Source organism: Ralstonia sp. SA306 (assembly GCF_054792405.1).
The window spans coordinates 711481-736787 of the sequence record NZ_CP096452.1 but is presented as its reverse complement, the minus strand read 5'-3'; the positions used below and the strand labels follow the sequence as shown (position 1 = coordinate 736787).

Sequence of the window (25307 nt, the reverse complement as noted above, 5' to 3'; positions counted from 1 at the left end):
CGTCGGATGCACGCTCTTAAAGGAGGTGATCCAGCCGCACCTTCCGATACGGCTACCTTGTTACGACTTCACCCCAGTCATGAACCCTACCGTGGTAATCGCCCTCCTTGCGGTTAGGCTAACTACTTCTGGTAAAGCCCACTCCCATGGTGTGACGGGCGGTGTGTACAAGACCCGGGAACGTATTCACCGCGGCATGCTGATCCGCGATTACTAGCGATTCCAGCTTCACGTAGTCGAGTTGCAGACTACGATCCGGACTACGATGCATTTTCTGGGATTAGCTCCACCTCGCGGCTTGGCAACCCTCTGTATGCACCATTGTATGACGTGTGAAGCCCTACCCATAAGGGCCATGAGGACTTGACGTCATCCCCACCTTCCTCCGGTTTGTCACCGGCAGTCTCTCTAGAGTGCCCTTTCGTAGCAACTAGAGACAAGGGTTGCGCTCGTTGCGGGACTTAACCCAACATCTCACGACACGAGCTGACGACAGCCATGCAGCACCTGTGTCCACTTTCTCTTTCGAGCACCTAATGCATCTCTGCTTCGTTAGTGGCATGTCAAGGGTAGGTAAGGTTTTTCGCGTTGCATCGAATTAATCCACATCATCCACCGCTTGTGCGGGTCCCCGTCAATTCCTTTGAGTTTTAATCTTGCGACCGTACTCCCCAGGCGGTCAACTTCACGCGTTAGCTACGTTACTAAGGAAATGAATCCCCAACAACTAGTTGACATCGTTTAGGGCGTGGACTACCAGGGTATCTAATCCTGTTTGCTCCCCACGCTTTCGTGCATGAGCGTCAGTGTTATCCCAGGGGGCTGCCTTCGCCATCGGTATTCCTCCACATCTCTACGCATTTCACTGCTACACGTGGAATTCTACCCCCCTCTGACACACTCTAGCCGTGCAGTCACCAATGCAATTCCCAAGTTAAGCTCGGGGATTTCACATCGGTCTTGCACAACCGCCTGCGCACGCTTTACGCCCAGTAATTCCGATTAACGCTTGGACCCTACGTATTACCGCGGCTGCTGGCACGTAGTTAGCCGGTCCTTATTCTTCCGGTACCGTCATCGACCCCAGGTATTAACCAGAGCCATTTCTTTCCGGACAAAAGTGCTTTACAACCCGAAGGCCTTCTTCACACACGCGGCATTGCTGGATCAGGCTTTCGCCCATTGTCCAAAATTCCCCACTGCTGCCTCCCGTAGGAGTCTGGGCCGTGTCTCAGTCCCAGTGTGGCTGATCGTCCTCTCAGACCAGCTACTGATCGTCGCCTTGGTGGGCCTTTACCCCACCAACTAGCTAATCAGACATCGGCCGCTCCTATAGCATGAGGCCTTGCGGTCCCCCACTTTCACCCTCAGGTCGTATGCGGTATTAGCTAATCTTTCGACTAGTTATCCCCCACTACAGGGCACGTTCCGATGTATTACTCACCCGTTCGCCACTCGCCATCAATCTAGCAAGCTAGATCATGCTGCCGTTCGACTTGCATGTGTAAGGCATGCCGCCAGCGTTCAATCTGAGCCAGGATCAAACTCTTCAGTTCAATCTGCTGTTTTTCGCTCTTTACGAGCGGTCGCTCACTCTCAGAATCTGACTTGAACTTTCGTTCAAACCTTACTTCTGTGCGAGCACTTCATTACTTGTTAGCTAGCGGATCGAAATCCGCCGCATCCAGTATTAAGCGCCCACACTTATCGGCTGTTTGCTTGTTAAAGAACTTCGCGATCAACTTTGTTCACCGCGTCGCTGCGTTGTCTGCAGCAGAGAAACGAGATTATGCAGAGCTTTTTCGTCGCTGTCAACAACTCGTCGAAGAATTTTTATCATCAACTCGCCACCAACCACTCCTGAATTTCCAGCCAATCGCCAACCACACAATCGACCGCAAACCCGCCCCACTCCTGCTTCTCCACCACCTAACTCCACCGCCTCAACCTGCGTTTCGGCGCTGTGTTTTGCAGCGAGGGGCGAATACTAATGTGCGGATGCATGGCTGGCAAGCTTTTTTGTGAGTTGCTCGCAAAAAAGCTTGTTCAGCACCCGTCTACTCGCGATGAGACCCACGTTACGGCGGGGTTGGAGCGGTGCTGCACGCCTCGCCCGGCCTGCGAGCGGCACGGATGGGCAGGTCATTAGTCCCGGAGCGCCCTTCTCACTTATAGAGATGTGGTTGGCATCAATGCTTGACCGGCGCCTCGCACAGCCCCTGGTTGTAGAGAATCGCCTTGCTGGTCGATGCGTAGTTGTCAGCGTCGCACGGCGGCAGGAAAAGTGATGCGTCCTTTTGTGCTTTGACGGCAGTTGTCTCAGACAGCACAGTCAGACACTGAGCATTGTCACCGCGATGGTATTCAGTTACGGCAAGATCACTGCGGACCTTGTCGCGCTCGATCCAGTCCATGAAGGGATCGCAATCGGAGAGCAGCGAACGCAGCGTGGTGCGGGCTGCATCGTAATCCTTGGCGGCATATTGCTTGTGGGCCTGGCCGATGCGGACTTGGCGCTGGCGGTCTGTGCAGGCGGCCGGGGCACGGCGGTAGTCACCGTCAAACATGGCGCGCATGCCGCAGAAATCTCGGCACGCCTCGGCGGTGGCGGAGGAATCCAGCTTGAGCGCATCCTTATTACCCGACACGGCGATGCGGCACTTGCCCTCGTCTTTCTCGATGCCGACGCGGCCTTGGAACGTACCTTCAATCGCGCACGCGTGGCAGTTGCCGCCGATGGTGGCGATATTGAAGCTACCGCTCTTGACCGTCATCGTGCCGCTCGCGCTCCCGCCCAGGATGTAGACGTATTCGCCCGGCTCGACGGCTGGGCCGGCCACCATGGTGCACGCGCTAGCCAACAAGCCTGCAATCGTCAACGCGTGCCGCATCCACATTCCAATTGCCATGGTGTTTGCTCCAGATCCATGGAGGCGGATGCCTCCTGCAAGCGCACCGTTCTTGCGGGCGGCTGGGTATATCGGCACCCCAACCGCCCTAAAGACCGACGCCCGCCGTAACGCTGTCAGATATGAAATAGCGCCAGCACTGCGACGACACCACCGACAGCGCCCACACCGTACGAAAGCACCTGCATCCAGCGCCGGCGCGAGAGTAACGTGATGGCTGCCAGCGCGATCGACACCTGAATGGCGACCACCGCTTGCGCCCACCGGTGATGATGGTGCACGGCAAGCTCACTGGCGTCGTCGGCCTCTTTGGCAAGGCGCTCCTGGTCTTCAGCCTGACGGCGAATGTCTTCTTTCTCGGCGGCGTAGCGCTGGGCTTCGCGCTTGGCGGCGGCCTGATCGGTGCCGGGCAGTTGGGCGGTCAACTCGGCAATGGCTTGCTTCTGGCCTTTGGCTTGGTAGTACGCCCAGCGGTTGGCAGCCTCGGTCTTGTGGATGGCGGCTTCGTTCTTGGCAAGTAGCGCGGCGTTTTGCGTGGCGCCGCCTTGGTAACCGAAGACAGCGCCGGCCGTCGAAAGAATCGCCGTCATGACGGCGATACGCCCGGCAAAGCTGTCGGCGTGGCCGCTTTCCGCTGCGTGCTCGAGCGCGTGATCATGCGCGCCGTGCACGTGAAATCCTTCTGACATGGTTGCTCCCCTTCTAGTCTGTATCGTCGGTCGCCCCTCAGGCGCGGACCTCACAATGCATGGCCTCGTACGGAAAGGCAACGCCATGCGGCGCGCATCCAACGTTGCAGATCAGCTTTTTGACGCTGCCGCGCAAGGAGGGAGCGCGGCAATCGCAAATCATTTATACGCTGAGCAATTGCGTCGTTGAATACATGAAACCGGTCCGTATAATCGCGCAGCAATGCGAATCAGCGCCAAATATTCGTTTGGTAATCGCATTGTTAATAAAACAAAACAATACTGCGAGTCAGATCCATGGATGCGTCCCAAAAGCCTTTGGCGCCACTGCCTGAAGAGGAACACCAACCCGCCATCGTCCGCGTGGCCGACGCGACGATCCGCGATGCCAATGCACTGCTGCATGCCAACGGCGGCCTGAAGTTCGGCCGGGGCATGATCGGCACCATCCTGGCGTTGGTGCTGAGCTTTCTGTGCTTGCTGGGCGTACTGGCGTTTCACTTTCCCCAGTATCTGACGACGCCCGAATTGCGGCGCGCGTATTCAGTGGATGTGATTCGGCAGATTCTGTTTGTCTCTCTGCTGATCTCGGGCGGGTTATCGCTGGCGAATATCGTGCTGGATAACCGCCGCCGCCTGAACGGTCTGGGGTTCCTGTTTGTGGTGATTGCCGTTGCGCTAGGCGGCTCACGCGTGCCGGTAGGCGATTTTCCGGATCACACGCCGTACATCGGCATGGATTGGTTCATTCTCGATCTGCTCGGCTCGACGGCGATTTTCGTGCTGCTTGAGAAGCTATTCCCGCTCTACAAGAAGCAGCCGGTGTTCCGGGCCGAATGGCAGACCGATATGGTGCACTTTGCAGTGAACCACTTCATCGTGGGGCTGGTGCTGCTGGTGGTGAACTTCGTGATCCACCGCGTGTTCGGATGGATGGTCCATGCGGACTTCCAGCAAATGGTGCAGCACATCTGGTTCATTCCGCAGTTGTTGCTGTGCATGCTGGTTGCCGACCTGATGGAGTACGTCACGCACCGCGCGTATCACGAGGTGCCGTTCCTCTGGCGCTTCCATGCCGTGCATCACAGCGTGAAGACCATGGACTGGCTGGCGGGCTCACGTCAGCACATTCTTGAACTGATCGTCACGCGGGTGGCAGTGCTGGGACCGCTGTTTCGTGCTGGGATTCGACAAAGCCGTGGTCGATGTCTACATCATCATCGTGGGCTTCCAGGCGGTGTTCAATCACGCCAATGTGCATTTGCCGTGGGGGCCGTTGAAGTACATCTTCGTGACGCCGGATTTCCATCACTGGCACCACTCGTCGGAAGACGAAGCGATCGACAAGAACTACGCCGCGCACTTCGCCTTCATCGATTACCTGTTCGGTACCGCCGTCAAATCGAAGAAGGCTTTCCCAGAGAAGTACGGCGTAGTAGGCGACTACATGCCCGACGGCTTCGTCAACCAGCAACGCTTTCCGTTCCGGCGTCAGCAGAACTGAGTCGAAGGTTCTTCATCATGCCGATCACCGCCGCTGCTCAGCACCTCATCGCCCGCCTCGGTCTCGAACCGCACCCGGAAGGCGGCTTCTATCGCGAAACCTATCGCAGTGAGGAACGCGTCCAGCGAGGCGTCCCGCCCGTCGAACGTGCGGCTGCTACCGCCATCTATTACCTCTTGGCGGATGATGCATATTCCGCCTGGCATCGGATCCAGTCGGACGAGTTGTGGCACTTCCATGCGGGGGACTCACTCAATGTGCATGTGTTGGAGGACGACGGTACGGTGAGCACGCATCGTCTGGGCGATGCGGCCGACGACGCGATGGCGGTGTACCAGGCGGTGGTTCCGGCAGGCCGCTGGTTTGCGGCCGAGCGCGTGCCGGGTGAACATGGCTATGCGCTGGTCGGCTGCACCGTTGCGCCGGGGTTCGAGTTCAGCGAGTTCGAACTGGCCGACGAAGGCGCGCTGCTGGCAAAGTACTCGGCACATGGCGATCTCATTCGAAGGTTGCTGCCCAAGCCTGCAGTACGTTAGTCAGCACCACACCACGCTTTCATAGCCGACTGTGCGGCGGTAGACACTTATACCCCGCCACGTGCTGTACTCCATGTACGCGCATGTCAGGACGACGATCCAGTTAGCTGCTGCGGTGGCTGTGGTGGACATATCCCCTCCCTCTCTGCCTGCCCCGATAGTTGTCTTATCGGCACGTTTTCAGTCTAGGAGAGGGGTCTCCAAAACCATTGCACGAGCAATGACGCTTCTCGGCCCTTATTTCCGGATCTCGCCTCCGTATGGGCATCGCGCGTCGCAAACGCCCGTTTGGGCGCGGCTCTAATGCATCTTGGAACGCACAGCATGACGGCGCCGGCTAGTCTTCATCGGTTCGTCGATCTACGCTTGTGAGACGCGCTGCGGCGTGACGCACGCTCCCCATCCACATCACACAGACGCCTTCGGAAGAACATCATGGCTACCATCGGATTCATCGGTCTTGGCATCATGGGCGCTCACATGGCGCGCAACCTACTCAAGGGCGACCACACCCTGATCGTCAGCGGCAAGCATTCTGTGCCGGAAGATCTGCGGTCGCGCACCACGGTTGTCGCCAGCTCAACGGCGGTGGCGCAAGCCGCGGACATCGTCATCGCCATGGTGCCGGACACGCCGGACGTAGCCGATGTGCTGTTTGGCGAAGAGGGTGTTGCGCAGGGCTTGGCTGCAGGCAAGCTCTTCATCGACATGAGTTCGATCTCGCCGATTGAAACGCAGGCCTTTGCCAAGCGCGTCGAAGCGCTGGGCGCCGATTACCTCGATGCGCCCGTTTCAGGCGGTGAAGTCGGTGCACGCGATGCGACGCTCACGATCATGGTTGGCGGAAAAGAAGCCGCGTTCGAGCGTGCCAGACCGCTGTTCGCCTTGATGGGCAAGAACATCACGCACGTGGGCGACTCCGGTGCTGGGCAAACATGCAAGGTGGCCAACCAGATCATCGTGGCATTGACCATCGAGGCGGTAGGCGAAGCACTGCTGTTCGCGTCCAAGGCCGGTGCCGATCCGGCACGTGTGCGCGAGGCGTTGATGGGGGGCTTTGCCTCCTCGCGCATTCTCGAAGTGCATGGCGAACGCATGATCAAGCGGACGTTTGACCCGGGCTTTCGCATCGAGCTGCACCAGAAGGATCTGAACCTGGCGTTGGAAGGCGCTCGCAAGCTCGGCATCGCCCTGCCGAACACCGCCGCTGCACAGCAGCTTTTCAACGTGTGCGCCGCTAACGGCGGCAAGGCATGGGACCACTCTGCCATGGTTCGCGCACTGGAACTGATGGCGGATCACAACATTGCCTGAACCAAAACGGGGTGCGTGCACAGGCGAGCACACCCGCCCCGTTTTACGGCCGTCGACGGCGTCGGCTTACAGCTCAAGTTGCTCCAGCACTTTCCCCTTGGTTTCGATGCCGAGGAAGTAGATGGTGATCGCGGCCAGTATGGGGACCAAGGCCAGCAGCAAGAACGCATTGCTGACGTTGCCCGAGCCGATCGTCGAACCGATCAGCATCGGTGAAAAGATGGCCGCAATCTTCAGCCACGCGCCGCCCATGCCGCAACCGATCGCACGGATGTTGGTCGGGTACAGCTCCGGCGTATAGACATATGCGGTGATGAAGCCGCACGCCATTAACCCCAGCGCCAACGAGCACAACCCCGCCACCACATAGAGCGACTGCTCGTGCAGCAGCCCAGCCAGTGCCAGCGAGACGCCGCACAGTACGAACGACACCACCATCACGGGCTTGCGGCCCACCTTGTCCACAATCATGGCGCAGACCAACGAGCCGACCACGCCCAGCACCGAAGCCAGCGCCGCCAGGTTGAGCGCCAGTTGCAGCGGCGCGTGATAGATCGTTTTGTAGACCGTCGGCAGCCATGTCGACAGACCGTACTGGATGAAACCGCACGTCGCCCACAGCATGGCCACGACCACGGTGCGCTTGATGTACACGGGACCGAACAGATCGCGCATGCCGCGCTTCGGGTGGCGGTGCGACATCTGCTCAAAGGCCGAGGTATCGCCCAGCGGAGGCAACGGTTCCTTCGATCTGGCTTCAAAGCGAGCCTGCGCGGCGTCGGCCTCGGCCAGGCGGCCGTTGGTCGCCAGCCAGCGCGGGGATTCCGGCACGGCCTTGGGCAGCGTGAAGAACAGCACCAGCGGAATGCCGCCGAGGAAGTACATCACCTCCCAGCCGAAATGCGGCACCAGCCATGCACCCAGCGCGTTGGACACCAGCAGGCCGATCGGGAACACCACCTCATAGAGCAGCACAAAGCGCCCGCGACCATGTGCGCGCGTGACTTCGTTGATGTATGTGGCCGCTACGGGCAGTTCGCCCCCCAGTCCCACGCCCTGCGCGATGCGCAGCGCCGCAAACACGGCAAAGCTGGGCGCTACGCCGCACAGGAGACTCATCGAACCGATGATGCCTGCGCTATAGCCGATCATGCGCACGCGACCGAACCGCTCGGCAAGCATGGGGAACACCAGCGCACCGATCAACTGGCCGATGCCGGGCGCACCGATCACAAAAGCAATCTGCGCCGGCGTCAGGTGCCATTGCGCAATCAGCAGCGGCAGCGTAGCCGCGATGACGATCACGTCAAAACCATCGAAGAACGTCGCGAGCCCGATCAGCAGACGCGCGCGCACGTGCATGCCGTTGCTCTTGAGCCGCTCGATGCGGGCAACGATCTTGCCCAGGCTCATCCCGCCCAACGGCCCATCGTGGTCAATTCCGTTATCAATCAAAACACCTGGCTTCATGTGAAGCTCCTTCCGGAGGAAGTTGATGCGCCACCAGGTCGCTGCCCAGCGGCGCGCGTTGGGTCAGGACGTCAGAACGAGTGATGCACGCCGGTGCTGACAACCAGCTGGTTGCGCTGCGCCGCCACACCCACGCCGTTGATGGCAGCGGACTTCGCGTCGCCGGCGGCACGCTGGTAGGTACCCTGAACGTACACCTGCGTGCGCTTGGAGAATGCATACACGTTGCCCAGGCTGAACTGGTTCCAACGGGCCCCCTCGTACTTGCTGAAGGTATAGCCCACGTTGAGCGTGTTGGCGGCGCTGTAATGCCATGCGGTGCCCAGGTCGACGTTCTGAGCGCGGGCATTGGCGCCGCCCAGCGTGATCCGCGTTTGCGTGTAGACGGCGTTGATCTGCACCGGCAGGCTGCTGAACTGATACAGCGCGCCAGTACCGAACGACTTGACCGAACTCATCGGCGTCATCACGCCCGGCACCAGCGTCGTGCCAAGCGTGTTCGTAATTCCCAGGCGACCAGCGATATCCAACGCGCGGTCATTCGATGCTGTATAGGCCGCGGCTGCACGGAAACCGCCGTTCGTGTAGTACGCGCCCAGGCTGTAGCTGCGGCTCTTCGAAGGCGAACCCGGCACCTCGCCAAAACCGTACATGCCGCCCAACTGCAGCCCGCCGAAGATGGGCGAGACGTAGCGCACAGCGTTGTCGATCTGGAACTGGTTGGCCAGGTTGTCAAAGTTGCCTGGGTGAAACAGGTAGAAGTTGGTGAGCTGGAAGCCGTTACTCAGGCGGCCGAGGTAATCGAACATGAAGTCCGCCTGGTGGCCGAGCTGGATGTTGCCCAGCCGATCGTTGGTGAGGCCCACCCACGCCGCCCGGTTGAACAGCTTACCGGCCACCACGCTGTTGCCGGTGTCACCCAGAAAACCCGACTCCAGCTGGAAGATGGCCTGCGTGCCACCGCCAAGATCTTCCGAGCCGCGCAGGCCGAAGCGGTCCGGCTGCATGGTGCCCGGGTCCATGCGCAGGGCCGATCCGCTGGCGGCGCCGCTCTTGAGGCTATTGATGTAGGCCACGCCTTCATCAATGCTGCCGTACAGCGTCACGTTACTCTGGGCCGCCGCCGTGCCAGCCAGGCTCATCGCCGCAATGGCGAACAAGGTTGTCTTCATTTGCTGTTTCCTCCACTGGACAAGGTGTCCGCCCCGCCAGTTGTTATCGCCGTCTTGGTGGACGAGCTGGTTGTGGGTCTTGCTTTGTTTCGCATGCGAAACGTCGTTTAAAAGAAAAACAGGGCGCAAAAAAAAGAGGGCGCGGCTGGTCAGGCCAACGCCTAAACCATCCTGCGCTTACAGATCAATCACCAGGCGCTTGCCCTTGCAGCCGGATACGCAAACCATCATCGTTTGGTTCGACGCACGCTCGCTCTTGGAGAGCACGCTGTCACGGTGGTCGGGCTCGCCCTCCAGCACGCGCGTTTCGCACGAGCCGCACACGCCTTCCTTGCAGCTGTGTTCCACCTCGACGCCAATCTCCAGTAGCGCATCGAGCAGCGACTTGCCTGCCGGTACGCACAGTTCGGCACCGTTGCGCGCCAGCTTGACCTGGTACTCCCCTTCTTGCACCGACTCCACACCGGGATCTGCCGCGAAGCGCTCGATATGGACGTTGGTGTAGCCGAGTGCCTCGCAAGCAGCCTCGAAAGCCCGCAGCATCGGCCCGGGGCCGCAGCAATAGAAATGCGTATCGGCCGGATGTCCGGCAAGCAGCGCTTTCAGGTCGGGCGGGCCACCTGCTTCAGCATCCAGGTGGAAGCGCACCGCATCGCCATGCGCGGCCAGCTCATCGGCAAAGGCGGCTTCGGCATGCGAGCGTGCGCAGTACAGCATCGAGAACGTCTTGCCTTGCTCGGCCAGACGACGTGCCATGCAGACGATGGGCGTTACGCCAATGCCACCCGCGACCAGCACCGTGCGCGGCGCGGTTTCGTCCAGCTCGAAGTGATTGCGCGGGCCGCCGATCTTGAGCGTCGAGCCCACGCGCAACTGCTCGTGCACATAGCGCGAGCCGCCGCGGCTGTTGCGATCGAGCAGCACGCCGACCACGTAGCGGTCACGCACCTCTGGCGCGCCGCACAGCGAATAGCTGCGGACCAACCCATTGCCGAGATGCAGTTCGATATGCGCGCCTGGGGCGTACTCGGGCAAGGTCTTGCCGTCGACATCGCGCAGCTCCACGCTCACGATGCCTTGGGCTTCGTAGCGCATGGCGTGCACGCGCAGGTTGAGGGGGGAATTCATAGCACGTCTCTCTGCAACGTTTCAGCGCTTTTCCGTCAGGAACTTGCCTTCCGGGCCGACGACGTTTTTCTGCCGGCGTGTGTTGCCGTCAATGCCACCGTCGATGGCCCACTCAGCAAACACAGTCGGGCCGGGCTCGAAATCGCGCGGCTGCCAGTCGGCGTCCAGTTGGTCTTCGTCAGCGTAATACTCGATCAGGCCGCCGGCGGGGTTCTTGAAGTACCAGAAGTACGCCGACGAAATCGGATGACGGCCAGGGCCCAGTTGCGTGTCCCATCCACAGCGCGACACATGCATGCCACCGCCGAACACTTCATGGATGTCGCGCACGGTGAAGGCGACGTGGTTCAGCCCACTCTTGGCCTGCGGCGTTTGCAGCAGGAACAGGTCATGGTGACCACCTTCCGGCTCGCAGCGCAAGAACGCACCCCGCCCCGGATAGTGGTCGGACGGCACAAAGCCGAGCTTGTCGATGTAGAAGCGCTCGGTGGCAGTCACGTCTTTCACGAAGAACACCACGTGACCCACTTCAATGGGCGTAGCACGTTCATAGATCGGGCTGGGTTGATTGCGGCGTGGCTTGTCCGTCCAGGTGTTCATCTCGGCGCATTGCACGTCGATATCGCGCTTGGTGGTCAGTTGCACACGCACTGCCAAGCCGTTCGGGTCGGTGCAACCAACACGGCCGTCGGCGTAGACGTAGCCGGGCTGGTCGGCCAACTTGTCGACCAGACGGTCGAGTACAGCTTGCGAATCGGCGCCCCAGATCACTTCGCGCAGCGTCGGGCCGGCTTCCATGGCGGGCGGCAGCGTGGCATCGTCGCTGCGCTTGACCCGCACGCGGCAGCCGTTAAGCGTTTCGAACAGCAGGCCGCCGGCATCTTCCGATTGCAGGGCAAGGCCCCAGTCCTGGAAGAACTGCTTGCAGGCGGCGAGGTCGTCGGCACCGTAGACGATTTCGTCGATGCCTCGAATCGTGTTCATCTTCATCTCCTGTGGTCCGGGCGTTTGCTTCGGCTTCAGTTGGCGTTGGCCCAGGCCAGCGGTTGTTCGTTCAGGCCCCAGTAGAGGCTCTTCTGCTCCATGTACTGCAGGATGCCGAGGCGACCCTTCTCGCGGCCCAGGCCGCTGTCACGCCAGCCGCCAAACGGCGTCGAAATCGAGAACTGCTTGTACGTGTTGATCCACACGTTGCCGGCTTGCACCGCGCGGCCAATGCGCCACGCGCGCTTGTAATCGCGTGTCCAGATGCCGGCAGCCAGCGCGTACACGCTGTCGTTGGCTTGTTCGATCAGTTCGTCTTCATCGTCGAACGGCATGGCAACGAGCACGGGGCCGAAGATCTCTTCCTGGCAAATGCGTGCGCTGTTGGTAAGACCTTCGATGATGGTCGGCGTGTAGAAGTAGCCCGACTCGCAGCCCGCGATTTCCGGGCGCAAGCCTCCCGTGCGCAGATGGCCGCCCTCTTGCACGCCCATCGCCACGTACGACTCGATCGTCTCGCGGTGGCGATCGGTGATCAGCGGGCCCATCTGCGTGGACTCATCGGCCGGATTGCCAACACGCAGGCGTGCTGCGGCTGCGGCCAGGCGATCCATGAACGGCTCGTACAAGGAACGCGCCACAAACAGGCGCGAACCAGCGATGCACGACTCGCCCGACGAGCTGAAGATGCCGTACAGCACGCCATTGACCGCATGGTCGAGATCAGCATCCTCAAACACCATCGTCGGCGACTTTCCGCCAAGTTCGAGCGACACCGGCATCATCTTGTCGGCTGCAATGTGCGCGATGTGGCGGCCGGTGTTCGTGCCGCCCGTGAACGACACGCGACGCACCAGCGGATGCTTCGTGATCGCATCGCCAATGACGGAGCCCTTGCCGGGCAGCACGCTGATCATGCCCTTGGGCACGCCCGCCTCTTCGCAAATGGCGGCGAGTTCCAGCGCCATCAGCGGCGTGACTTCGGCCGGTTTGACGACGACGGCATTGCCTGCGGCCAGCGCGGGCGCCATCTTCTGCGCTTCGCTGGCAATCGGCGAATTCCATGGCGTGATGGCGGCCACCACGCCCATGGGCTCATGCACGCTCATCGTCAGGCAATCGCCACGCGCGGGCGTGAGCGATTCCTCCAGCGTCTCGCATGCGGCTCCGAAGAACTGGAACGTGGCCGCAGCGCTTGCCACCAGGGCTCGCGTCTCGTTGATCGGCTTGCCGTTGTCCAGGCGCTGGCGTTGGGCTAGCGCTTCGCTGCGCGAGCGGATCAGTTCGGCCACGCGGTACAGAACGGCCGCGCGCTCGTGCGGCTTGCGCTTCGCCCAGCCGCTGGAAAGGAAGGCGCGGTAGGCACCGGCCACGGCTTCTTCCACATCGGCGACGCTTGCGGCGTTGAGTTCGGCCACCACTTCGCCCGTGGCGGGGTAACGCGTGACATAGCGCTCACCAGTGCCAAGGCGCCATTCGCCTGCGATGCAGATGGGCAGCAAGGACGTTGCGGTTGTGTTAAGGGTAGAGACAGTCATGGCGCAATGGGCTCGCTCAAATCGAAACGGCGTGCGCCCGGTTGCCCAGCGCACGCACCACGCTGAACACCGTCAGCGCGGAAGTCTTGGGATTGGCCGCCAGCGGCTTGCCGCGCATCGTCAGCTCGAAGCCGCCAAAGGCACCGCGCGCCTCGACGTGATGGATGTTCTCGTCCACCGTCGGATCGGCAAGCAGCTTGACGTGCGTGTGCTCCAGCCCGAGGCCCGCCAACGACAATGTGGCGGCCACGTTGGCGTTTTTCGGGAACAGGCGTGCGGCTTCGCGGGCGTTGCCTTCGAAGATCACGGTCGGCTCGCTCAGCGCGTCGAGGTCAAACTGCTGCTCGGCCGGCGTGTCTTTCCAGGCGCGCGGCGGCTTGCGGCCGGTGTAGATCACGGCATCCAGCCCCCCGACACGCGCAGCGGCCAGTGCATCGATGGCGCCAATGGCGCCCGACAGCAACTGCACTTGCGCGTTGCCACGCCGGGCCGCTGCCTCGAGCCGTTCGGCTACACCAGGTTCGGACAACGCACCCACCGATACCACCAGGCAATCAATGCCCTGCTCCAACGCCGGCAACACATGTTCCTCAAGCGCGTCATGACCGGCGCATTCGACCAGCAGATCAGGATGCGCGTCGGCCGACAGATGCGTCGTGACATGCGCATTCGGCGCGAACGGTGCGATAGCCTCGCGCGCCTTGTCCATCGCGTGCTCGGGCACGATCACGGCGTCAAAGCAGACATCCGGATCGCTCTTGAGCAATTCCAGAACGCCCTGCCCGATCGCTCCGCACCCGACCATCGATACATGCAGCATGTCCGGCTCCTTGAATTGGCTCGATCGCAAGTTCACGCCACCACCGTCGTACGCTCGGCGGCGCGTTCGCCCTGGCCATCCTTGGCCTGTTGATTGACGGGCGGGCCCGCAAAGATGGTCTTGAAGCTGCCGATGGAGAGCATGTCGATCTCCATCAGGAACGGCCCTTCACCGCTGGTGGCCTCATTCAACGCGCTGCCCACGTCGGCTAGATCCGATACGCGGCGATGGCGCAACTGCAGCGACTGCGCGAGTGCCGCGTAGTCCGGCGTATGCAGATCCACGTAGTGGCGGCGGCCGCCGTATTGCGCGTCCTGGATGTTCTTGATGACGCCGTAGCCCTTGTCGTTCATCAGCACGATGACGAGGTTGGCGCGCTCCTGCACGGCGGTCGCCAGCTCACCGAGGTTCAGGATGAAGCCGCCGTCACCGGCCAGACAGAACGTGGTCTTGCCCGATCCGGTTGCGGCCGAGCCGATGGCCGCTCCAATGCCCATCGCCAAACCCTGGCCGATACCGCCACCCAGTGCATGCACGCCGGCACGCGGATCGAAAATACGCAGCTGACGATTGCCCCACGTGCTGTTCGACACCGTCACGTCGCGCACCCAGTTGAACTCGCGCCCCACCGCGGCTTGCAATGCCTCCACCAGCTTTGCGTACGGGCCGAGGCCATCAATCAGCCCGCGCACCGCCGTCTCGTGAGCGGCGCGCAGGTCGCCAGCGAACGCCGCGTCGATCTGCATCTTCTTTTCCAGTCGATCCGCCAGGCCATCCAGCGCGAGGGCCGAATCGCCGCATACGAAATAGTCGCTGGCGTAACAACGGCCTTCTGCCGACGCATCTGCATCAATGCGGTACAGCGGGCGCGGTAGCTTCAGTTCGTACTTGAGCGTTTCGTTGCCGCGCAGGCGCGAGCCGACCACGACCATCGCATCGCACGTCTGATAGAACGCTTCGACCGGCTTGTGCAGGTTGAAGGCGCCCAGCGAACGCGGATCATCTTCCGGAACAATGCCGCGGCCCTGCGTGCTGGTGACCACGCCAAAACCCAGATCCATCAGGCGCTTGACCTGCTTCGCAGCGTGGCGGGCGCCACCGCCCAGCCACAGCATCGGGCGGCGCGCGCGCGACAGGCGTTCAGCGAGTTCGTCCAGCGCGTGGGCCGACGGCACATGCTGCGGCACCTGCAGCGGGCGCAGGTCGTCCGGCATCGGGATCAGCGCGGCTTGAATATCGATGGGAATCTCCACGCTCACCGGGCCGGCCGGGGCCGTGAGCGCGGTCTGCACAGCCAGCTTCATCGTGCTGATAGCGGTGTCGGCACTGCGCACGCGGAAGGCAGCCTTGGAAACGGCCTTGAGCATTGTGAGCTGGTCCGGTGCTTCGTGGATGTACGCGAGGCTCTGGTCCAGGTACGGCGTTTCGATCTGGCCCGTGATGTGCAACAACGGCGTGCCTGCGGTCAATGCTTCAACCATGGCACCTGCCGCATTGCCGGCAGCAGTACCTGTGCTTGTCAGGCAAACGCCCAGGGTGCCCGTGGTACGGGCATAGGCATCGGCCATGTTGGTGCCGCCGGCTTCGCCGCGCGCCATGATGAAGCGGATCTTGCCGCGCTCGCCCATCGCATCCAGGATGGGCATGTTGTGGATCGAGATGACGCCAAAGGCCGCCTTGACCTCGCAGGCCTCCAAGAAGGCTGCAATCGCGTGGCCCACCGTGACCAGTTGTTGTTCCTGTTGTTGTCTATTAAGCATGACGGGAGTGTCCTCCGGAGATATCGATGTGGCTGCCCGTGGTGTACGAAGACAACGGCGAGGCAAGGAACAGAATGGCGCGGGCTGCTTCTTCCGGCAGGCCCAGGCGTCCAAGGGGAATATGTTTTTGCGCGGCTAGGCGGCGCGTCCACGCGGCCCAGTCGAGATGGCGATCCTCTTCGGGGCGAGCCTCGAAGCGGCGGCGCCATTGGCCGGACTCGACCAGCCCGATCAGGATGCCGTTGACGCGCACGCCCTTCGGTGCAAATTCAGTCGCCATCGAGCGCACCAGGTTGAGCACACCCGCTCGCGCGGCCGAGGTGGCCACCATGTGCGGCTCGGGCTGCTGCGCCAGCAGCGAATTCACGCAGACGATCGCGCCGTGCTCCGAGCGCTCCAGTTGCGGCATGAAAGCGCGCGTCGGGTGAATCACGGAGAAGAACTTGAGATGCAGCTCCTGCGTCCACGCGGCATCGTCGGTATCGGCAAACGTCGAGAGACGGCCCTGGCCGGCGTTGTTGACCAGCATGTCTACCGGGCCGAGCGCCTGCTCTACGGCATCGGCAAAGGCAGCGGTCTGCGCGGCGTCGAGCACGTCGCAGGTTGCGGCGAACAGCGTGGCGTTCGGGAAGCGGCTGCGCAGAGCTTGCTCGGCGTGTGTGAGGCGTTCGGCATTGCGGCCGCACAGCGCCACGGCGGCACCAGCTTCCAGCAGCAGTTCAACGGTGGCCAGGCCGATACCGGAGGAGCCCCCGGTCACGACAGCGGTCTTGCCAGTCAAGTCGATCATCGGCATGGTCATTCCCGGAACAGGTTGACGACCTTGCCGCTGGCGGGACGGTAGTCCAGCAAGTAAGACAGCTCGCCGGCAGCGGCGCGCACCTTGTCGATCATCAGATCGAGTTGTGCCGCCTCAATGCGCGGCGACGGAATGGTCGTGCCAAGCGCTGCCACCACCTTGCCTGCGCGGTCCAGCACCGGCGCAGCAATCGTCGAGATGTTGGCTTCGAAGAAACCTTCCTGCAGCACGTAGCCGTGTTCGCGGTCACGCTGGACCATCTCGAACAGCTCTTCCACCGTGCGCGGCGTGTTCGCGGAGAACACCTCCAACTGCGGCTCCGGATAAAGCTGGCGCAATTCCGCCAGCGACAGGTCTGCCAGCAGAACACGACCCAGCACCGTGGCATGTGCCGGCAGGCGCGTGCCAACATTCACCGAGCTGGTGAACGGCGTGGGAGCGACCGACTTCGCCACGTAGACGATCGAGCGGCCATCGCGCACGACGAGGTTGCACGGATAGTGAATGTCGTCGCGCAGGCGATCCAGCAGCGGACGGCCCAGCTCGGTCAATTCCAGCGAGGCGAGGTACTCAAAGCCCAGGCGCAACACCGCCATGCCGAGACGGAAATCGCGGCCGCCGTCCACGCGCTCGATGAAGCCCATCACTTCGAGCGTCGTCAGCAGGCGGAATACCGTCGAACGCGGCACCTTCAGCCGGCGGGCCAGCTCCGGCGCCGAGAGAACGCGGTCTTTGTGGCTGAATTCGCACAGGAGGCGCAGGCCGCGTTCGAGGCCCGGCACGATGTACTTTTCCTGCACGTCTTCTGGAATGAGGTCGTTGCTCATACGTCTTGGCGCTTAGGCGTTTTGAGATTGGGAGAGAACGGCTTGTTCGATCCAGCCTGCGACAGCGTCAGGCGCATCGATATAGGAGGCATGCCCCGCAGACGGTACGAGCGCAAATGGCAGACCGAACGTCCTGGCCAGCGCTTCGCAGCCTTGCGGCGGCGTGATTTCGTCCACATCACCGCACGCGATCTGTGCCGGCGTCGATGCGGGGCGTTTGCGCAGATAGGCGCTGATGTCGTCGCCGCTGAGCATCGCCACGGCCTGGCGGTAGCCGCCATCGTTGAGGCGTTTCATGTTCCAGCGCACCCAGGCACGCTCTTCGTCGGAGGCATTCGGACGCAGCAGGTGCGCATGGCGCGACTCCGCCATGCCGTCGATGCCGAGCTGGTCCAGCGTTGCAAGACGCTGCGCTTGCACGGCGCGCGACTTGTCTTCCTGCCCCGGCTGGCCGTAGCCCTGTGCTGGGTTCAACAGCAGCAGGCACTTCGGCTGCATCGCCGTTGGCGCGCAGGCCACATACGCCGATGCCATCAACGCGCCCAACGAATGACCGACGATCGTATCCGGTGCCACATGCAGCGCAGCCAGCCATGCCTGCAACCGCACCGCGTAGTCGGCGGCGCGCGGCGTAGCCTGTTCAAGCGGCGTGGAATGGCCGTAGCCCGGCGCGTCCCATGCCAGCACGCGCATGCTTTGCGAAAGCACCTGCGCACAAGGCAGCCATGACGCGGCGCTGGAACTGATGCCGTGCAACAGCACCACCACTGGCCCGCGCTCGCCCCATTGCCGATAGCCGATGCGATCGCCGCGCACATTGATCGCAACGCTACGTTCGGCAAACCCGTCGCCGAGCGCAGCAAGCGCATCGGCAACACGGAACGGATGGGTAGACATGACAGCCTGCACGCTCATGGCATCAACGCTTGATCTTGGCGAGCGGGTGCTCGGGCGGGTACGTCGGCGTGATCGGCTTCTTGGCGCCCAGCATCACGCACATCAGCGCATCTTCATCACCGATGTTGATTTCTTCGCGGTACACGCCGGGCGGCACCGAGACGAGGTCGCGATCGGTCAGGATGGTCTCGTAGCGCTCGCCGTCCTTCTCCAGCACCAGCTTGAGCTTGCCGCGAATGACGAAGAACACCTCTTCCACATCGGTGTGCAGGTGCGACGGGCCTTCGTGCCCGGCCGGAATCACCATGGTCGAAAACGTGAAGTGCTCCGCCGGCACGGTGTTGGTGTCGGCCGCCACGCCGGTGCCGCCCGTGCCGAGGTAGCGCATTTGCGCACGGCGGTATTTCGGGTCGTAGTCGGCCTGGAACTTGAGGGCGTCCCAGTCGTAGCGACGGGTCGCGAAGCGCGCCACGCGGCTGTTCATCCAGTCTTCAAACGACGCGCCTTCCGGGCGGTCCCACGTGCGTTGCACTTGCTGTTGTTCGGAGAGATCGCTCATCGAATACCTCTTCTGAATGGAGTGTGGATGCATTACTGCATGACAAAACCGCCGTTGACGGCCAGCGTCTGGCCCGTCACGAATCGGGAAAGATCGGACAGCGCGAACAGCACGGCGCCGCAGACGTCGTCGGGCACCTGATCGCGCGAAATGGCGCGCTGGTCGCGGTACAGCGCATGGCGGTGTGCCGGCACGTATTCGGTGGCTTCCACCAGCGTCAGGCCCGGCGCGATGGCGTTGACAGTGATGCCGTCTGCGCCGCATTCACGCGCCAGAGACTTGGTCATGCCGATGACGGCGCTCTTGCTGGCCACGTACGCCAACAGGTTGGGCGCGCCCCACAGCGGTGTGTCCGACGACAAGTTGACGATCGCGCCGCGGCCCGATGCCTTGAGTGCCGGCAGGCAGGCCGTCGTCATCAGCCAGGTGCCGCGCACGTTGACGTTCATCACGCGGTCCCAGGTCTCGACGTCGATCGACGATGCGTCGCGCCCGCCCGAATTGGTGATGGCCGCGTTGTTGACGAGGCCGTCGAGCCCACCCAGAGCCTGCACAGCTGCCGCAGCGCACGCCTGAATGGAAGCCGGATCGCCAAGATCAAGCGCAAAGCCATGTGCGTCGAAGCCAGCCGCACGCAGTGCCGCGGCCTCTTCCTGCACTCGCTCGCCAAGAATGTCCGCCAGCGCAACCGCGCCGCCAGCTTCGGCAATCGACTTGGCAAACGCCAAACCCAACCCGCGCGCAGCGCCCGTCACGAGGACTTTGCGGCCAGCCAGCAGCCCGGCATTTGGATTGCGCTCAAGCATGTTGAGCTTCCGTGGGAACGGGCTTGAGCATGGCAACCGGCGCATCGGCCAATTCAGCGGCAGCGCGGCGTGCCAGCACACGGCGGATACGCGTGATGCCGATGTCGTGCTGATACAGCGTCTCGTGATCGCGCGCCTCGGGGGCCATCGACTCGAGCACCACGCGGTCCTGCTCCAGCACATCCCAGTGCAGGCCTTCCAGGCGGTTGCGATACAGGAAGCGCCACACGTCGCGCTGCCAGCCCTGCACATGGCGCGTGCGCCAGAAGTAGACGATGCAGTGTTCTTCGTCCACCGGCGTCACGATGCCGATGATGGTGAACGGACCGCCAGGGCCGACCTTCGGCTGATACGGAATCGACAGGCGCAGCCACATCGTGCCGGTCTCGCCAAACTCGGTCCAATCGAAGTTCACGCCACGTTGGCCGGTCTTCTGGAACATGATGCCGTGATCGGTTTCCACCACTTCCATCACGGCCTTCTTCTCGCCGCTGGCCATCGAGTGCGACACGGCGTGCAGGTACGCACCGTGCATCGGGTCCATGACGTTGTCGATGGCATAGCGGTAGTTGACGTTCCAATGCGCGAAGCAGAGGAAGTGGCTGTGCTCGTCGCTGGTCAGTTCTTCCGGCAAGCGCAGCGTGCCAACAGCGTCGTCGAACTCGGACGGGGCCTTGTCACCAAACCACAGGAAGATGGCGCCGGCACGCTCCTGCACCGGGTAGCTGCGCACGCAGGTCTTGCCTTCCATGGGGCAAGCGTCAACGGCTGGCACGCTCGTCACCGTACCCTGGCCGTTCACTTCGACGCCGTGGTACCAGCAAGCCACGTGGTCACCCAGGTTCCAGCCCATCGACAGGCGCGCGCCGCGGTGCGGGCAGCGGTCTTCCAGCGCATGCACCTGGCCGGCGGTATCGCGCCACAGCACGATGTTTTGGCTCAGGCGCGTGATGCCGACCGGAGCGTTCTTCACATTCCACGACGCCGCCACCGGATACCAGTAGTTGCGCAGACCGGTGTTGATGCGCGCTTCCTTCTGCGCTTCCTTGTTGCCTTCCATTGCTTGCCTCTTCTGATGGGTTGAGCCGGGCGCCTCTGCGGGCGGCGCGGCGTCGAATCGTGTTGGAACCGGTCTGGGTTCAGGCGCCCAGGCGGCGCATCTCTGCCAGGAACGTGTCTTCCGTCCAGGTCTCGCCGCCGGCGGCATTGCGCGGGCCGCGCTCGTTCAGCACAGCCACGATGTCGGCCGGCGTTTGAGCACCACCCATAAATGCCGCCTCCAGCGAATCGGCCAATTGGTTCTCATAGGCTGTCGGCTCGGCGGCGCGCGTTTGCCACACCAGATTGGCGACGTGGCCCGGGCGCTCGACGCGGCCCTTTCCTGCGACGTTGTTCGGAGAAATCGGCTCCCACGGAGCGAGGTCGGGGTTGTATTGCGGTTGCATTTCTGTCGACTCCATCACGTTTCGCTTGTTTTACCTATGAAACGTCTGTTAATATCTGGAACACAGGTGCAACTATAGACCGCGTCTTCGAAATCGCAGATGCGGGATTACCCTATGGTTTCCAAAAAGGAAGGCTGCGTCACACGTCGGCCAGGCAGCCGACAAAAGCTTGGGGCGCCGACTTAGCGCAGCCGCGCCAGCAGACGCCTGCCCGCATCGACAACCGAGCGCTGCCCGGTCATCTGGTAGCGCACGATCATCCCCTCCACGCACAGCAGCGCTTCTTCGGCAATGGCCTTCGGGCGTGGATAGCCAAGACGCTTCGCCAGCTCCGCCAGATACGTCGCCAGCTCGGCCTTATGCAGGACAGCCTTTTCTACCAACTGCGCGTCCCCGGTTTCCGTACCAGATTCGGCAACGAGGTTGATGAACGCGCAACCTCGGTAGGTTTTGGTGTCGAACCAGGTGGCCAACACGTCCGCCAGCACGTCGAGGTCAGCGCGCTTGGCAAGGCGCGCTTCCGTTGCCTCACGAAACCAAGCCATCCACCGTTCGTGCCGTGCATCCAGGAAGGCTGCGATCAAATCGCTCTTTGACGGGAAATGCCGGTACAGCGACATCTTTGCCACGCCAGACTCGGCGATGATTCGGTCGATACCGGTGGCACGAAAACCTTCCTGCAGGAACAGCCGCTCGGCGGTTTCCATGATGCGCTCGCGGGCGGAGAGGGTTTCGGCAGTCTTGGCCATGTCGATGAACGTGAAGGCAATGGTTCAGTATGGCCTTGACAGACAGACCTGTCTACTCAATCATGTAGACAGACTTGTCTCATAAAGCCGTGACTTCCGTTTGCACCACTGCTCCCGATAATTGCCGCCCAGCTCGAGCCACGCTCTCGCCGCTGCCGCTGTGGCGCCTGCGACTGGCAACGACTTATATCGAAGAGAATCTCGGCGGCCCGGTTCGGCTGGAAGACGTTGCTCGCGCGACCGGCCTGACGCGCATGCACTTTGCTGCCCAGTTCCGCGCCGCTACGGGCGTGCGCCCGCACGCGTATCTTTTGCATCGGCGCATCGAGCGCGCCAAGACCTTGCTGATGAGACTGGATGCTACGGTGGTCGAGATTGCGCTGGAGGTCGGCTTTCAGAGCCAGGCGCATTTCTCGACGGTATTCAAGCGGCTCGCGGGCGATAGCCCGTCGACCTGGCGACGACGCGCGCTTGACCAACTGCATGGCTGAATGCACAGCGCCCGGCCAAGACCGGGCGCCTCTTTTTGGCCGACCGCGTCACAAACCCAGCGCAGACAGCGCCGGGTGATCATCCGGGCGACGCCCAAGCGGCCAGAAGAACTTGCGCTCATCCGCCTTGATCGGCAGGTCATTGATGCAGGCATAACGGCGTTGCATCACGCCGTGTGCGTCGAATTCCCAATTCTCGTTGCCGTACGAGCGGAACCAGTTGCCGGAATCATCGTGCCACTCATACGCAAAGCGCACGGCGATGCGGTTGCCGCCAAACGCCCACAGTTCCTTGATCAGCCGGTAGTCGAGTTCCTTACGCCACTTGCGCGTGAGGAACTCGACGATCTGTTCGCGCCCATTGACGAACTCGGCGCGGTTGCGCCACTCGCTATCCGGCGTGTAGGCGAGCGCGACGCGCTCTGGGTTGCGGCTGTTCCAGCCGTCTTCGGCCAGACGCACCTTTTCGGTGGCAGATTCGAGGGTGAACGGCGGAACCGGCGGGCGGGTCTCATTGGCAGACATCGGCAACTCCTTTGCAATGGCAACAGTGGAGGCCACCACGCTAACAACGCAGCAGCACGCACACAGTCTGCCCAACCGACTGCCGCGCCGATACCAGGAATGCACGGGGAGTTTCGCGAACGCACGATTCCCGCACCGCAGGCCTACAGAAATTTGCGATAAACGACGAAGCCGGATTTCTCAGCCACGGTGTCGTAAAGCTTCATCGCCGTGGTGTTCGTTTCGTGGGTCTGCCAATAGACGCGCGGCAGGCCCGCCTCTGCGGCGCGGCGATAAACCGCCTCGATAAGCGCGCGACCGACGCCCTGCCCGCGTGCGGCTTCGGCGGTGAAAAGGTCTTGCAGATAGCAGTTCATCTGCACTTGTGTGGTACTGCGGTGGAGTAGGAAATGCACGATGCCGAGCAATGCGCCCGCCCGCTCGGCAACCATGGCATAGACCGGCTCGGCCTCATCGAAAAAACGCTGCCATGTGGTCTGCGTGACGATGTCGGGCAAGGCTGTTTCGCCCGCGCGGCCGTAAAAGGCGTTGTAGCCATCCCAGAGGGGTTTCCAGGCAGTGAAGTCGTCTTGGTGGATGGGACGAATCAGGAGGTCGGAAGGTGCGGACATGGTTGGCTGAATGGGTGGCACGCTCGCGCATTCTGCCAGCCGGGCGCCATGCGTGCAGCCGGCTTTCCTACCGTTCGCTTAACTCGTGGCGCCGTGCACCATCGGCTGCCATGTGCGGCGCACGCCATCAACAGCGCGTGTGCAGCGCCCCGACCCTAGGGATTGTCCGGAGACAAGTCATTGCCGGAAGAAAGTTTGCTGAAAGCCTCGACCCACTAAAGTGCGCTCCATGGCCCGGTAACGACCCGGTATCGGGCAGTGCGATCTCCACGCACATCAGCGTCACCACGATAAGGGTCGGGTGTTGTACCAGCCATATCGCCGGGCTCTACGGGATGTCAGTCCGGCGTCCGTTTCAATCGGTCTTTCCTGCTGTCAACCTTGCAGCCCACCGTCCTCCCGGTGGGCTGTTTTCTTTTCAGGGTTGCGCGGGATTGGGCAACACCAGACGCTGCGTCAGCCGCTGCACCGTCGGTGCCGCAATCAGCACGATGGTGAAGGCCGCCGGCCAGGCCAGCACGAACGCATGCGCCCAGCGGGCGAGAAAGTCAGGGCTGATACCGGCGTTGATCCAGCCGATCCAGCCGGTCATCAACAACGACATCAGGCCGGACATCAGCCAGGCAAAAATGACACGAAGACGGGTGGGAGTGGAAACGGGCATCGACATGGCGGTTCTCCTTGCAAGCCATCAAATGTGATTGACGGTATGCTAGACAACCGCGTTTCAAGAAACTATAGACGTTTATTGAAATTTAAATTCCGAAAATGGAATCATGCTCGACGACCTAGCCCTCTTTGTTTCCATCGTGGACCACGGCAGCCTGCAGGCCGCGGCCCGTCACGCCAACCTGCCGCCCGCCACGCTGACGCGGCGCCTGCAGAAGCTGGAGACAGCACTGGGTTGCCAGCTTCTGCTGCGCAGCGCCCGCAGCCTGAAACCAACGCCGGAAGGCCAGCTGTACTACGAGCAATGCCGCCCGCTGCTGACCGCGCTTGCGCAAACCACGGCCACGCTCGACGACGACCTCAATCAGGTGAAGGGCACCCTGCGCGTGCTCGCACCGCTGAACCTGTCGCGCGGGCTGCTCGCACCCGCGTATGCCAGCTTCATGGCGACGTGGCCGGAGATCCGGCTGGAGCTATCGCTGAGCAACCGCAATGAAGACGTGTGGCGGCATGGCGCCGATCTGGCCATCCGCGTCGGCCAGCAGGACGACCCGAAGCTGCGGCAGCGCCGGCTGGGTGTCATCGGGATGGTGCTGGTGGCGTCGCCTGCCTATGTGGCCGAGCATGGTGCCCCGACACATCCAGATGAACTTCAGGCACATCGATTGTTGGTGTCGTCGCCGCTCTCGACATGGCGCTTCACCTCGCCGGATGGCGCGGAAACCATCGAACTGCAGCCTCGCGGACGCTGCGACCTGAACGACATTGAACTGGGCGTGACGCTGGCCGAAACGGGCCTCGGTCTGCTGTACTGTCCGCGCACGCTCTGCCATCAGGCGCTGGAGGCAGGCAGGCTGGTGCGCCTGCTGCCCGAATGGGGTACACCGCAGCGGCCCATCTACGCGGTGTGGCCGCAGCAGCAGTTGCCACGTAAGGTGCGTACGTTGCTGGAGCATCTGGCGGCCTTCGCCGCGGCTGCGCCCTTGCTGCAGGCCGACGCCGCGCCGAGTGCCTCCCACGCTGCTTGAAACGGGTAAAAACACGCGTTGTCGCACCGCCCGATCACCCCGTAGGCTGCAAGGATTCCATCACGCCATTTTCACTG

The 25307-nt window shown here is 62.2% G+C and carries 25 protein-coding genes, 1 rRNA gene and 1 pseudogene; 5 read left to right on the top strand and 22 right to left on the bottom strand.

The annotated features are described in order from the left end of the window. Window positions 1-18 precede the first annotated feature (18 nt). From M1D44_RS19945 to M1D44_RS19935, 3 genes are all read right to left on the bottom strand, one after another. Window positions 19-1556, bottom strand: a 16S ribosomal RNA gene (locus tag M1D44_RS19945). Between the two features lie 633 nt (window positions 1557-2189). Beyond that, on the bottom strand, window positions 2190-2891 hold the full coding sequence (locus M1D44_RS19940; RefSeq protein ID WP_316854335.1) for a hypothetical protein: 702 nt from the start codon (window positions 2889-2891) through the stop codon (window positions 2190-2192). Window positions 2892-3025: 134 nt separating this feature from the next. Next, window positions 3026-3598, bottom strand: a complete 573-nt coding sequence (locus M1D44_RS19935; protein ID WP_024979208.1) for a DUF4337 domain-containing protein — start codon at window positions 3596-3598, stop codon at window positions 3026-3028. 297 nt (window positions 3599-3895) lie between these two features. On the opposite strand from M1D44_RS19935, the pseudogene M1D44_RS19930 reads away from it, so the two are divergent. Both M1D44_RS19930 and M1D44_RS19925 read left to right on the top strand, forming a co-directional pair. Then, window positions 3896-5102 (top strand): annotated as a pseudogene (locus tag M1D44_RS19930) (sterol desaturase family protein). 17 nt (window positions 5103-5119) lie between these two features. After that, window positions 5120-5638, top strand: a complete 519-nt coding sequence (locus tag M1D44_RS19925) for a cupin domain-containing protein (RefSeq protein WP_024979210.1) — start codon at window positions 5120-5122, stop codon at window positions 5636-5638. On the opposite strand, the gene M1D44_RS19920 is transcribed toward M1D44_RS19925, so the two are convergent. Further along, entirely contained in the window at window positions 5639-5770 is a 132-nt protein-coding gene (locus M1D44_RS19920) for a hypothetical protein (protein ID WP_260804153.1), read from the bottom strand. A gap of 303 nt (window positions 5771-6073) precedes the next feature. On the opposite strand from M1D44_RS19920, the gene M1D44_RS19915 reads away from it, so the two are divergent. After that, window positions 6074-6952 carry a 2-hydroxy-3-oxopropionate reductase gene (locus tag M1D44_RS19915; protein WP_316854331.1) on the top strand — a complete coding sequence of 293 codons (879 nt, stop codon included), beginning with the start codon at window positions 6074-6076 and terminating at the stop codon, window positions 6950-6952. A gap of 66 nt (window positions 6953-7018) precedes the next feature. Here the strand turns inward: M1D44_RS19915 and M1D44_RS19910 are convergent, their stop codons facing one another. The 15 genes from M1D44_RS19910 to M1D44_RS19840 form a co-directional block, all read right to left on the bottom strand. Then, on the bottom strand, window positions 7019-8422 hold the full coding sequence (locus tag M1D44_RS19910) for an MFS transporter (protein WP_024979212.1): 1404 nt from the start codon (window positions 8420-8422) through the stop codon (window positions 7019-7021). A 71-nt stretch (window positions 8423-8493) separates the two neighbouring features. Then, entirely contained in the window at window positions 8494-9594 is a 1101-nt protein-coding gene (locus M1D44_RS19905; protein WP_024979213.1) for a porin, read from the bottom strand. Between the two features lie 177 nt (window positions 9595-9771). Then, complete coding sequence (locus M1D44_RS19900) at window positions 9772-10722, bottom strand: PDR/VanB family oxidoreductase (protein WP_316854330.1); 951 nt, start codon at window positions 10720-10722, stop codon at window positions 9772-9774. Window positions 10723-10743: 21 nt separating this feature from the next. Further along, window positions 10744-11706, bottom strand: coding sequence for a VOC family protein (locus M1D44_RS19895; RefSeq protein WP_316854329.1), 963 nt, complete (start codon window positions 11704-11706; stop codon window positions 10744-10746). A 35-nt stretch (window positions 11707-11741) separates the two neighbouring features. Then, window positions 11742-13244: an aldehyde dehydrogenase gene (locus M1D44_RS19890; protein ID WP_024979216.1), complete on the bottom strand. Its 1503-nt coding sequence runs from the start codon at window positions 13242-13244 to the stop codon at window positions 11742-11744. 16 nt (window positions 13245-13260) lie between these two features. Continuing rightward, window positions 13261-14064, bottom strand: a complete 804-nt coding sequence (locus tag M1D44_RS19885; protein WP_024979217.1) for an aspartate dehydrogenase — start codon at window positions 14062-14064, stop codon at window positions 13261-13263. Window positions 14065-14096: 32 nt separating this feature from the next. Beyond that, the gene (locus M1D44_RS19880) at window positions 14097-15824 is read right to left on the bottom strand and encodes a thiamine pyrophosphate-binding protein (protein ID WP_316854328.1); all 1728 of its coding nucleotides are present in this window, start codon (window positions 15822-15824) and stop codon (window positions 14097-14099) included. After that, a complete protein-coding gene (locus M1D44_RS19875) occupies window positions 15817-16620 on the bottom strand; it encodes an SDR family oxidoreductase (protein WP_316854327.1) in 804 nt (267 codons plus the stop codon). Before M1D44_RS19875 ends, M1D44_RS19880 begins: the two co-directional genes overlap by 8 nt. Before the next feature lie 2 nt (window positions 16621-16622). Continuing rightward, window positions 16623-17450 (bottom strand): IclR family transcriptional regulator, encoded by an 828-nt coding sequence (locus M1D44_RS19870; RefSeq protein ID WP_024979220.1) that lies wholly within the window; start codon window positions 17448-17450, stop codon window positions 16623-16625. 12 nt (window positions 17451-17462) lie between these two features. Beyond that, entirely contained in the window at window positions 17463-18365 is a 903-nt protein-coding gene (locus M1D44_RS19865) for an alpha/beta fold hydrolase (RefSeq protein WP_316854326.1), read from the bottom strand. A gap of 4 nt (window positions 18366-18369) precedes the next feature. Further along, a complete protein-coding gene (locus M1D44_RS19860) occupies window positions 18370-18906 on the bottom strand; it encodes a cupin domain-containing protein (protein WP_024979222.1) in 537 nt (178 codons plus the stop codon). A 32-nt stretch (window positions 18907-18938) separates the two neighbouring features. Next, window positions 18939-19712, bottom strand: coding sequence for an SDR family oxidoreductase (locus M1D44_RS19855; RefSeq protein WP_316854325.1), 774 nt, complete (start codon window positions 19710-19712; stop codon window positions 18939-18941). Then, window positions 19705-20772, bottom strand: a complete 1068-nt coding sequence (locus M1D44_RS19850; protein ID WP_024979224.1) for an aromatic ring-hydroxylating oxygenase subunit alpha — start codon at window positions 20770-20772, stop codon at window positions 19705-19707. The genes M1D44_RS19855 and M1D44_RS19850 overlap by 8 nt, the downstream gene beginning before the upstream one ends. Window positions 20773-20851: 79 nt before the next feature. Continuing rightward, a complete protein-coding gene (locus M1D44_RS19845) occupies window positions 20852-21157 on the bottom strand; it encodes a recombinase-like helix-turn-helix domain-containing protein (protein WP_112187672.1) in 306 nt (101 codons plus the stop codon). Window positions 21158-21339: 182 nt separating this feature from the next. Then, entirely contained in the window at window positions 21340-21906 is a 567-nt protein-coding gene (locus M1D44_RS19840; protein WP_316854324.1) for a TetR/AcrR family transcriptional regulator, read from the bottom strand. A gap of 89 nt (window positions 21907-21995) precedes the next feature. On the opposite strand from M1D44_RS19840, the gene M1D44_RS19835 reads away from it, so the two are divergent. Next, entirely contained in the window at window positions 21996-22397 is a 402-nt protein-coding gene (locus M1D44_RS19835; protein WP_316854323.1) for an AraC family transcriptional regulator, read from the top strand. A gap of 48 nt (window positions 22398-22445) precedes the next feature. Here M1D44_RS19835 and M1D44_RS19830 read toward each other — a convergent pair whose 3' ends face one another. The 3 genes from M1D44_RS19830 to M1D44_RS19820 form a co-directional block, all read right to left on the bottom strand. Further along, the gene (locus tag M1D44_RS19830) at window positions 22446-22922 is read right to left on the bottom strand and encodes a nuclear transport factor 2 family protein (protein WP_316854322.1); all 477 of its coding nucleotides are present in this window, start codon (window positions 22920-22922) and stop codon (window positions 22446-22448) included. A gap of 143 nt (window positions 22923-23065) precedes the next feature. Beyond that, a complete protein-coding gene (locus tag M1D44_RS19825) occupies window positions 23066-23533 on the bottom strand; it encodes a GNAT family N-acetyltransferase (protein ID WP_316684714.1) in 468 nt (155 codons plus the stop codon). Between the two features lie 418 nt (window positions 23534-23951). Beyond that, on the bottom strand, window positions 23952-24203 hold the full coding sequence (locus M1D44_RS19820; protein WP_024979230.1) for a DUF2798 domain-containing protein: 252 nt from the start codon (window positions 24201-24203) through the stop codon (window positions 23952-23954). A gap of 106 nt (window positions 24204-24309) precedes the next feature. Between M1D44_RS19820 and M1D44_RS19815 the strand changes: the two genes are divergently transcribed. Beyond that, a complete protein-coding gene (locus M1D44_RS19815; protein ID WP_112187664.1) occupies window positions 24310-25230 on the top strand; it encodes a LysR family transcriptional regulator in 921 nt (306 codons plus the stop codon). Window positions 25231-25307 lie beyond the last annotated feature (77 nt).

What these genes read in the sequence shown, in the direction of transcription:
- M1D44_RS19940 (WP_316854335.1), bottom strand. Translation starts at nt 2,891, where the DNA reads ATGCGGCACGCGTTGACGATTGCAGGCTTGTTGGCTAGCGCGTGCACC.
- M1D44_RS19935 (WP_024979208.1), bottom strand. Translation starts at nt 3,598, where the DNA reads ATGTCAGAAGGATTTCACGTGCACGGCGCGCATGATCACGCGCTCGAG.
- M1D44_RS19925 (WP_024979210.1), top strand. Translation starts at nt 5,120, where the DNA reads ATGCCGATCACCGCCGCTGCTCAGCACCTCATCGCCCGCCTCGGTCTC.
- M1D44_RS19920 (WP_260804153.1), bottom strand. Translation starts at nt 5,770, where the DNA reads ATGTCCACCACAGCCACCGCAGCAGCTAACTGGATCGTCGTCCTGACA.
- M1D44_RS19915 (WP_316854331.1), top strand. Translation starts at nt 6,074, where the DNA reads ATGGCTACCATCGGATTCATCGGTCTTGGCATCATGGGCGCTCACATG.
- M1D44_RS19910 (WP_024979212.1), bottom strand. Translation starts at nt 8,422, where the DNA reads ATGAAGCCAGGTGTTTTGATTGATAACGGAATTGACCACGATGGGCCG.
- M1D44_RS19905 (WP_024979213.1), bottom strand. Translation starts at nt 9,594, where the DNA reads ATGAAGACAACCTTGTTCGCCATTGCGGCGATGAGCCTGGCTGGCACG.
- M1D44_RS19900 (WP_316854330.1), bottom strand. Translation starts at nt 10,722, where the DNA reads ATGAATTCCCCCCTCAACCTGCGCGTGCACGCCATGCGCTACGAAGCC.
- M1D44_RS19895 (WP_316854329.1), bottom strand. Translation starts at nt 11,706, where the DNA reads ATGAACACGATTCGAGGCATCGACGAAATCGTCTACGGTGCCGACGAC.
- M1D44_RS19890 (WP_024979216.1), bottom strand. Translation starts at nt 13,244, where the DNA reads ATGACTGTCTCTACCCTTAACACAACCGCAACGTCCTTGCTGCCCATC.
- M1D44_RS19885 (WP_024979217.1), bottom strand. Translation starts at nt 14,064, where the DNA reads ATGCTGCATGTATCGATGGTCGGGTGCGGAGCGATCGGGCAGGGCGTT.
- M1D44_RS19880 (WP_316854328.1), bottom strand. Translation starts at nt 15,824, where the DNA reads ATGCTTAATAGACAACAACAGGAACAACAACTGGTCACGGTGGGCCAC.
- M1D44_RS19875 (WP_316854327.1), bottom strand. Translation starts at nt 16,620, where the DNA reads ATGCCGATGATCGACTTGACTGGCAAGACCGCTGTCGTGACCGGGGGC.
- M1D44_RS19870 (WP_024979220.1), bottom strand. Translation starts at nt 17,450, where the DNA reads ATGAGCAACGACCTCATTCCAGAAGACGTGCAGGAAAAGTACATCGTG.
- M1D44_RS19865 (WP_316854326.1), bottom strand. Translation starts at nt 18,365, where the DNA reads ATGAGCGTGCAGGCTGTCATGTCTACCCATCCGTTCCGTGTTGCCGAT.
- M1D44_RS19860 (WP_024979222.1), bottom strand. Translation starts at nt 18,906, where the DNA reads ATGAGCGATCTCTCCGAACAACAGCAAGTGCAACGCACGTGGGACCGC.
- M1D44_RS19855 (WP_316854325.1), bottom strand. Translation starts at nt 19,712, where the DNA reads ATGCTTGAGCGCAATCCAAATGCCGGGCTGCTGGCTGGCCGCAAAGTC.
- M1D44_RS19850 (WP_024979224.1), bottom strand. Translation starts at nt 20,772, where the DNA reads ATGGAAGGCAACAAGGAAGCGCAGAAGGAAGCGCGCATCAACACCGGT.
- M1D44_RS19845 (WP_112187672.1), bottom strand. Translation starts at nt 21,157, where the DNA reads ATGCAACCGCAATACAACCCCGACCTCGCTCCGTGGGAGCCGATTTCT.
- M1D44_RS19840 (WP_316854324.1), bottom strand. Translation starts at nt 21,906, where the DNA reads ATGGCCAAGACTGCCGAAACCCTCTCCGCCCGCGAGCGCATCATGGAA.
- M1D44_RS19830 (WP_316854322.1), bottom strand. Translation starts at nt 22,922, where the DNA reads ATGTCTGCCAATGAGACCCGCCCGCCGGTTCCGCCGTTCACCCTCGAA.
- M1D44_RS19825 (WP_316684714.1), bottom strand. Translation starts at nt 23,533, where the DNA reads ATGTCCGCACCTTCCGACCTCCTGATTCGTCCCATCCACCAAGACGAC.
- M1D44_RS19820 (WP_024979230.1), bottom strand. Translation starts at nt 24,203, where the DNA reads ATGTCGATGCCCGTTTCCACTCCCACCCGTCTTCGTGTCATTTTTGCC.
- M1D44_RS19815 (WP_112187664.1), top strand. Translation starts at nt 24,310, where the DNA reads ATGCTCGACGACCTAGCCCTCTTTGTTTCCATCGTGGACCACGGCAGC.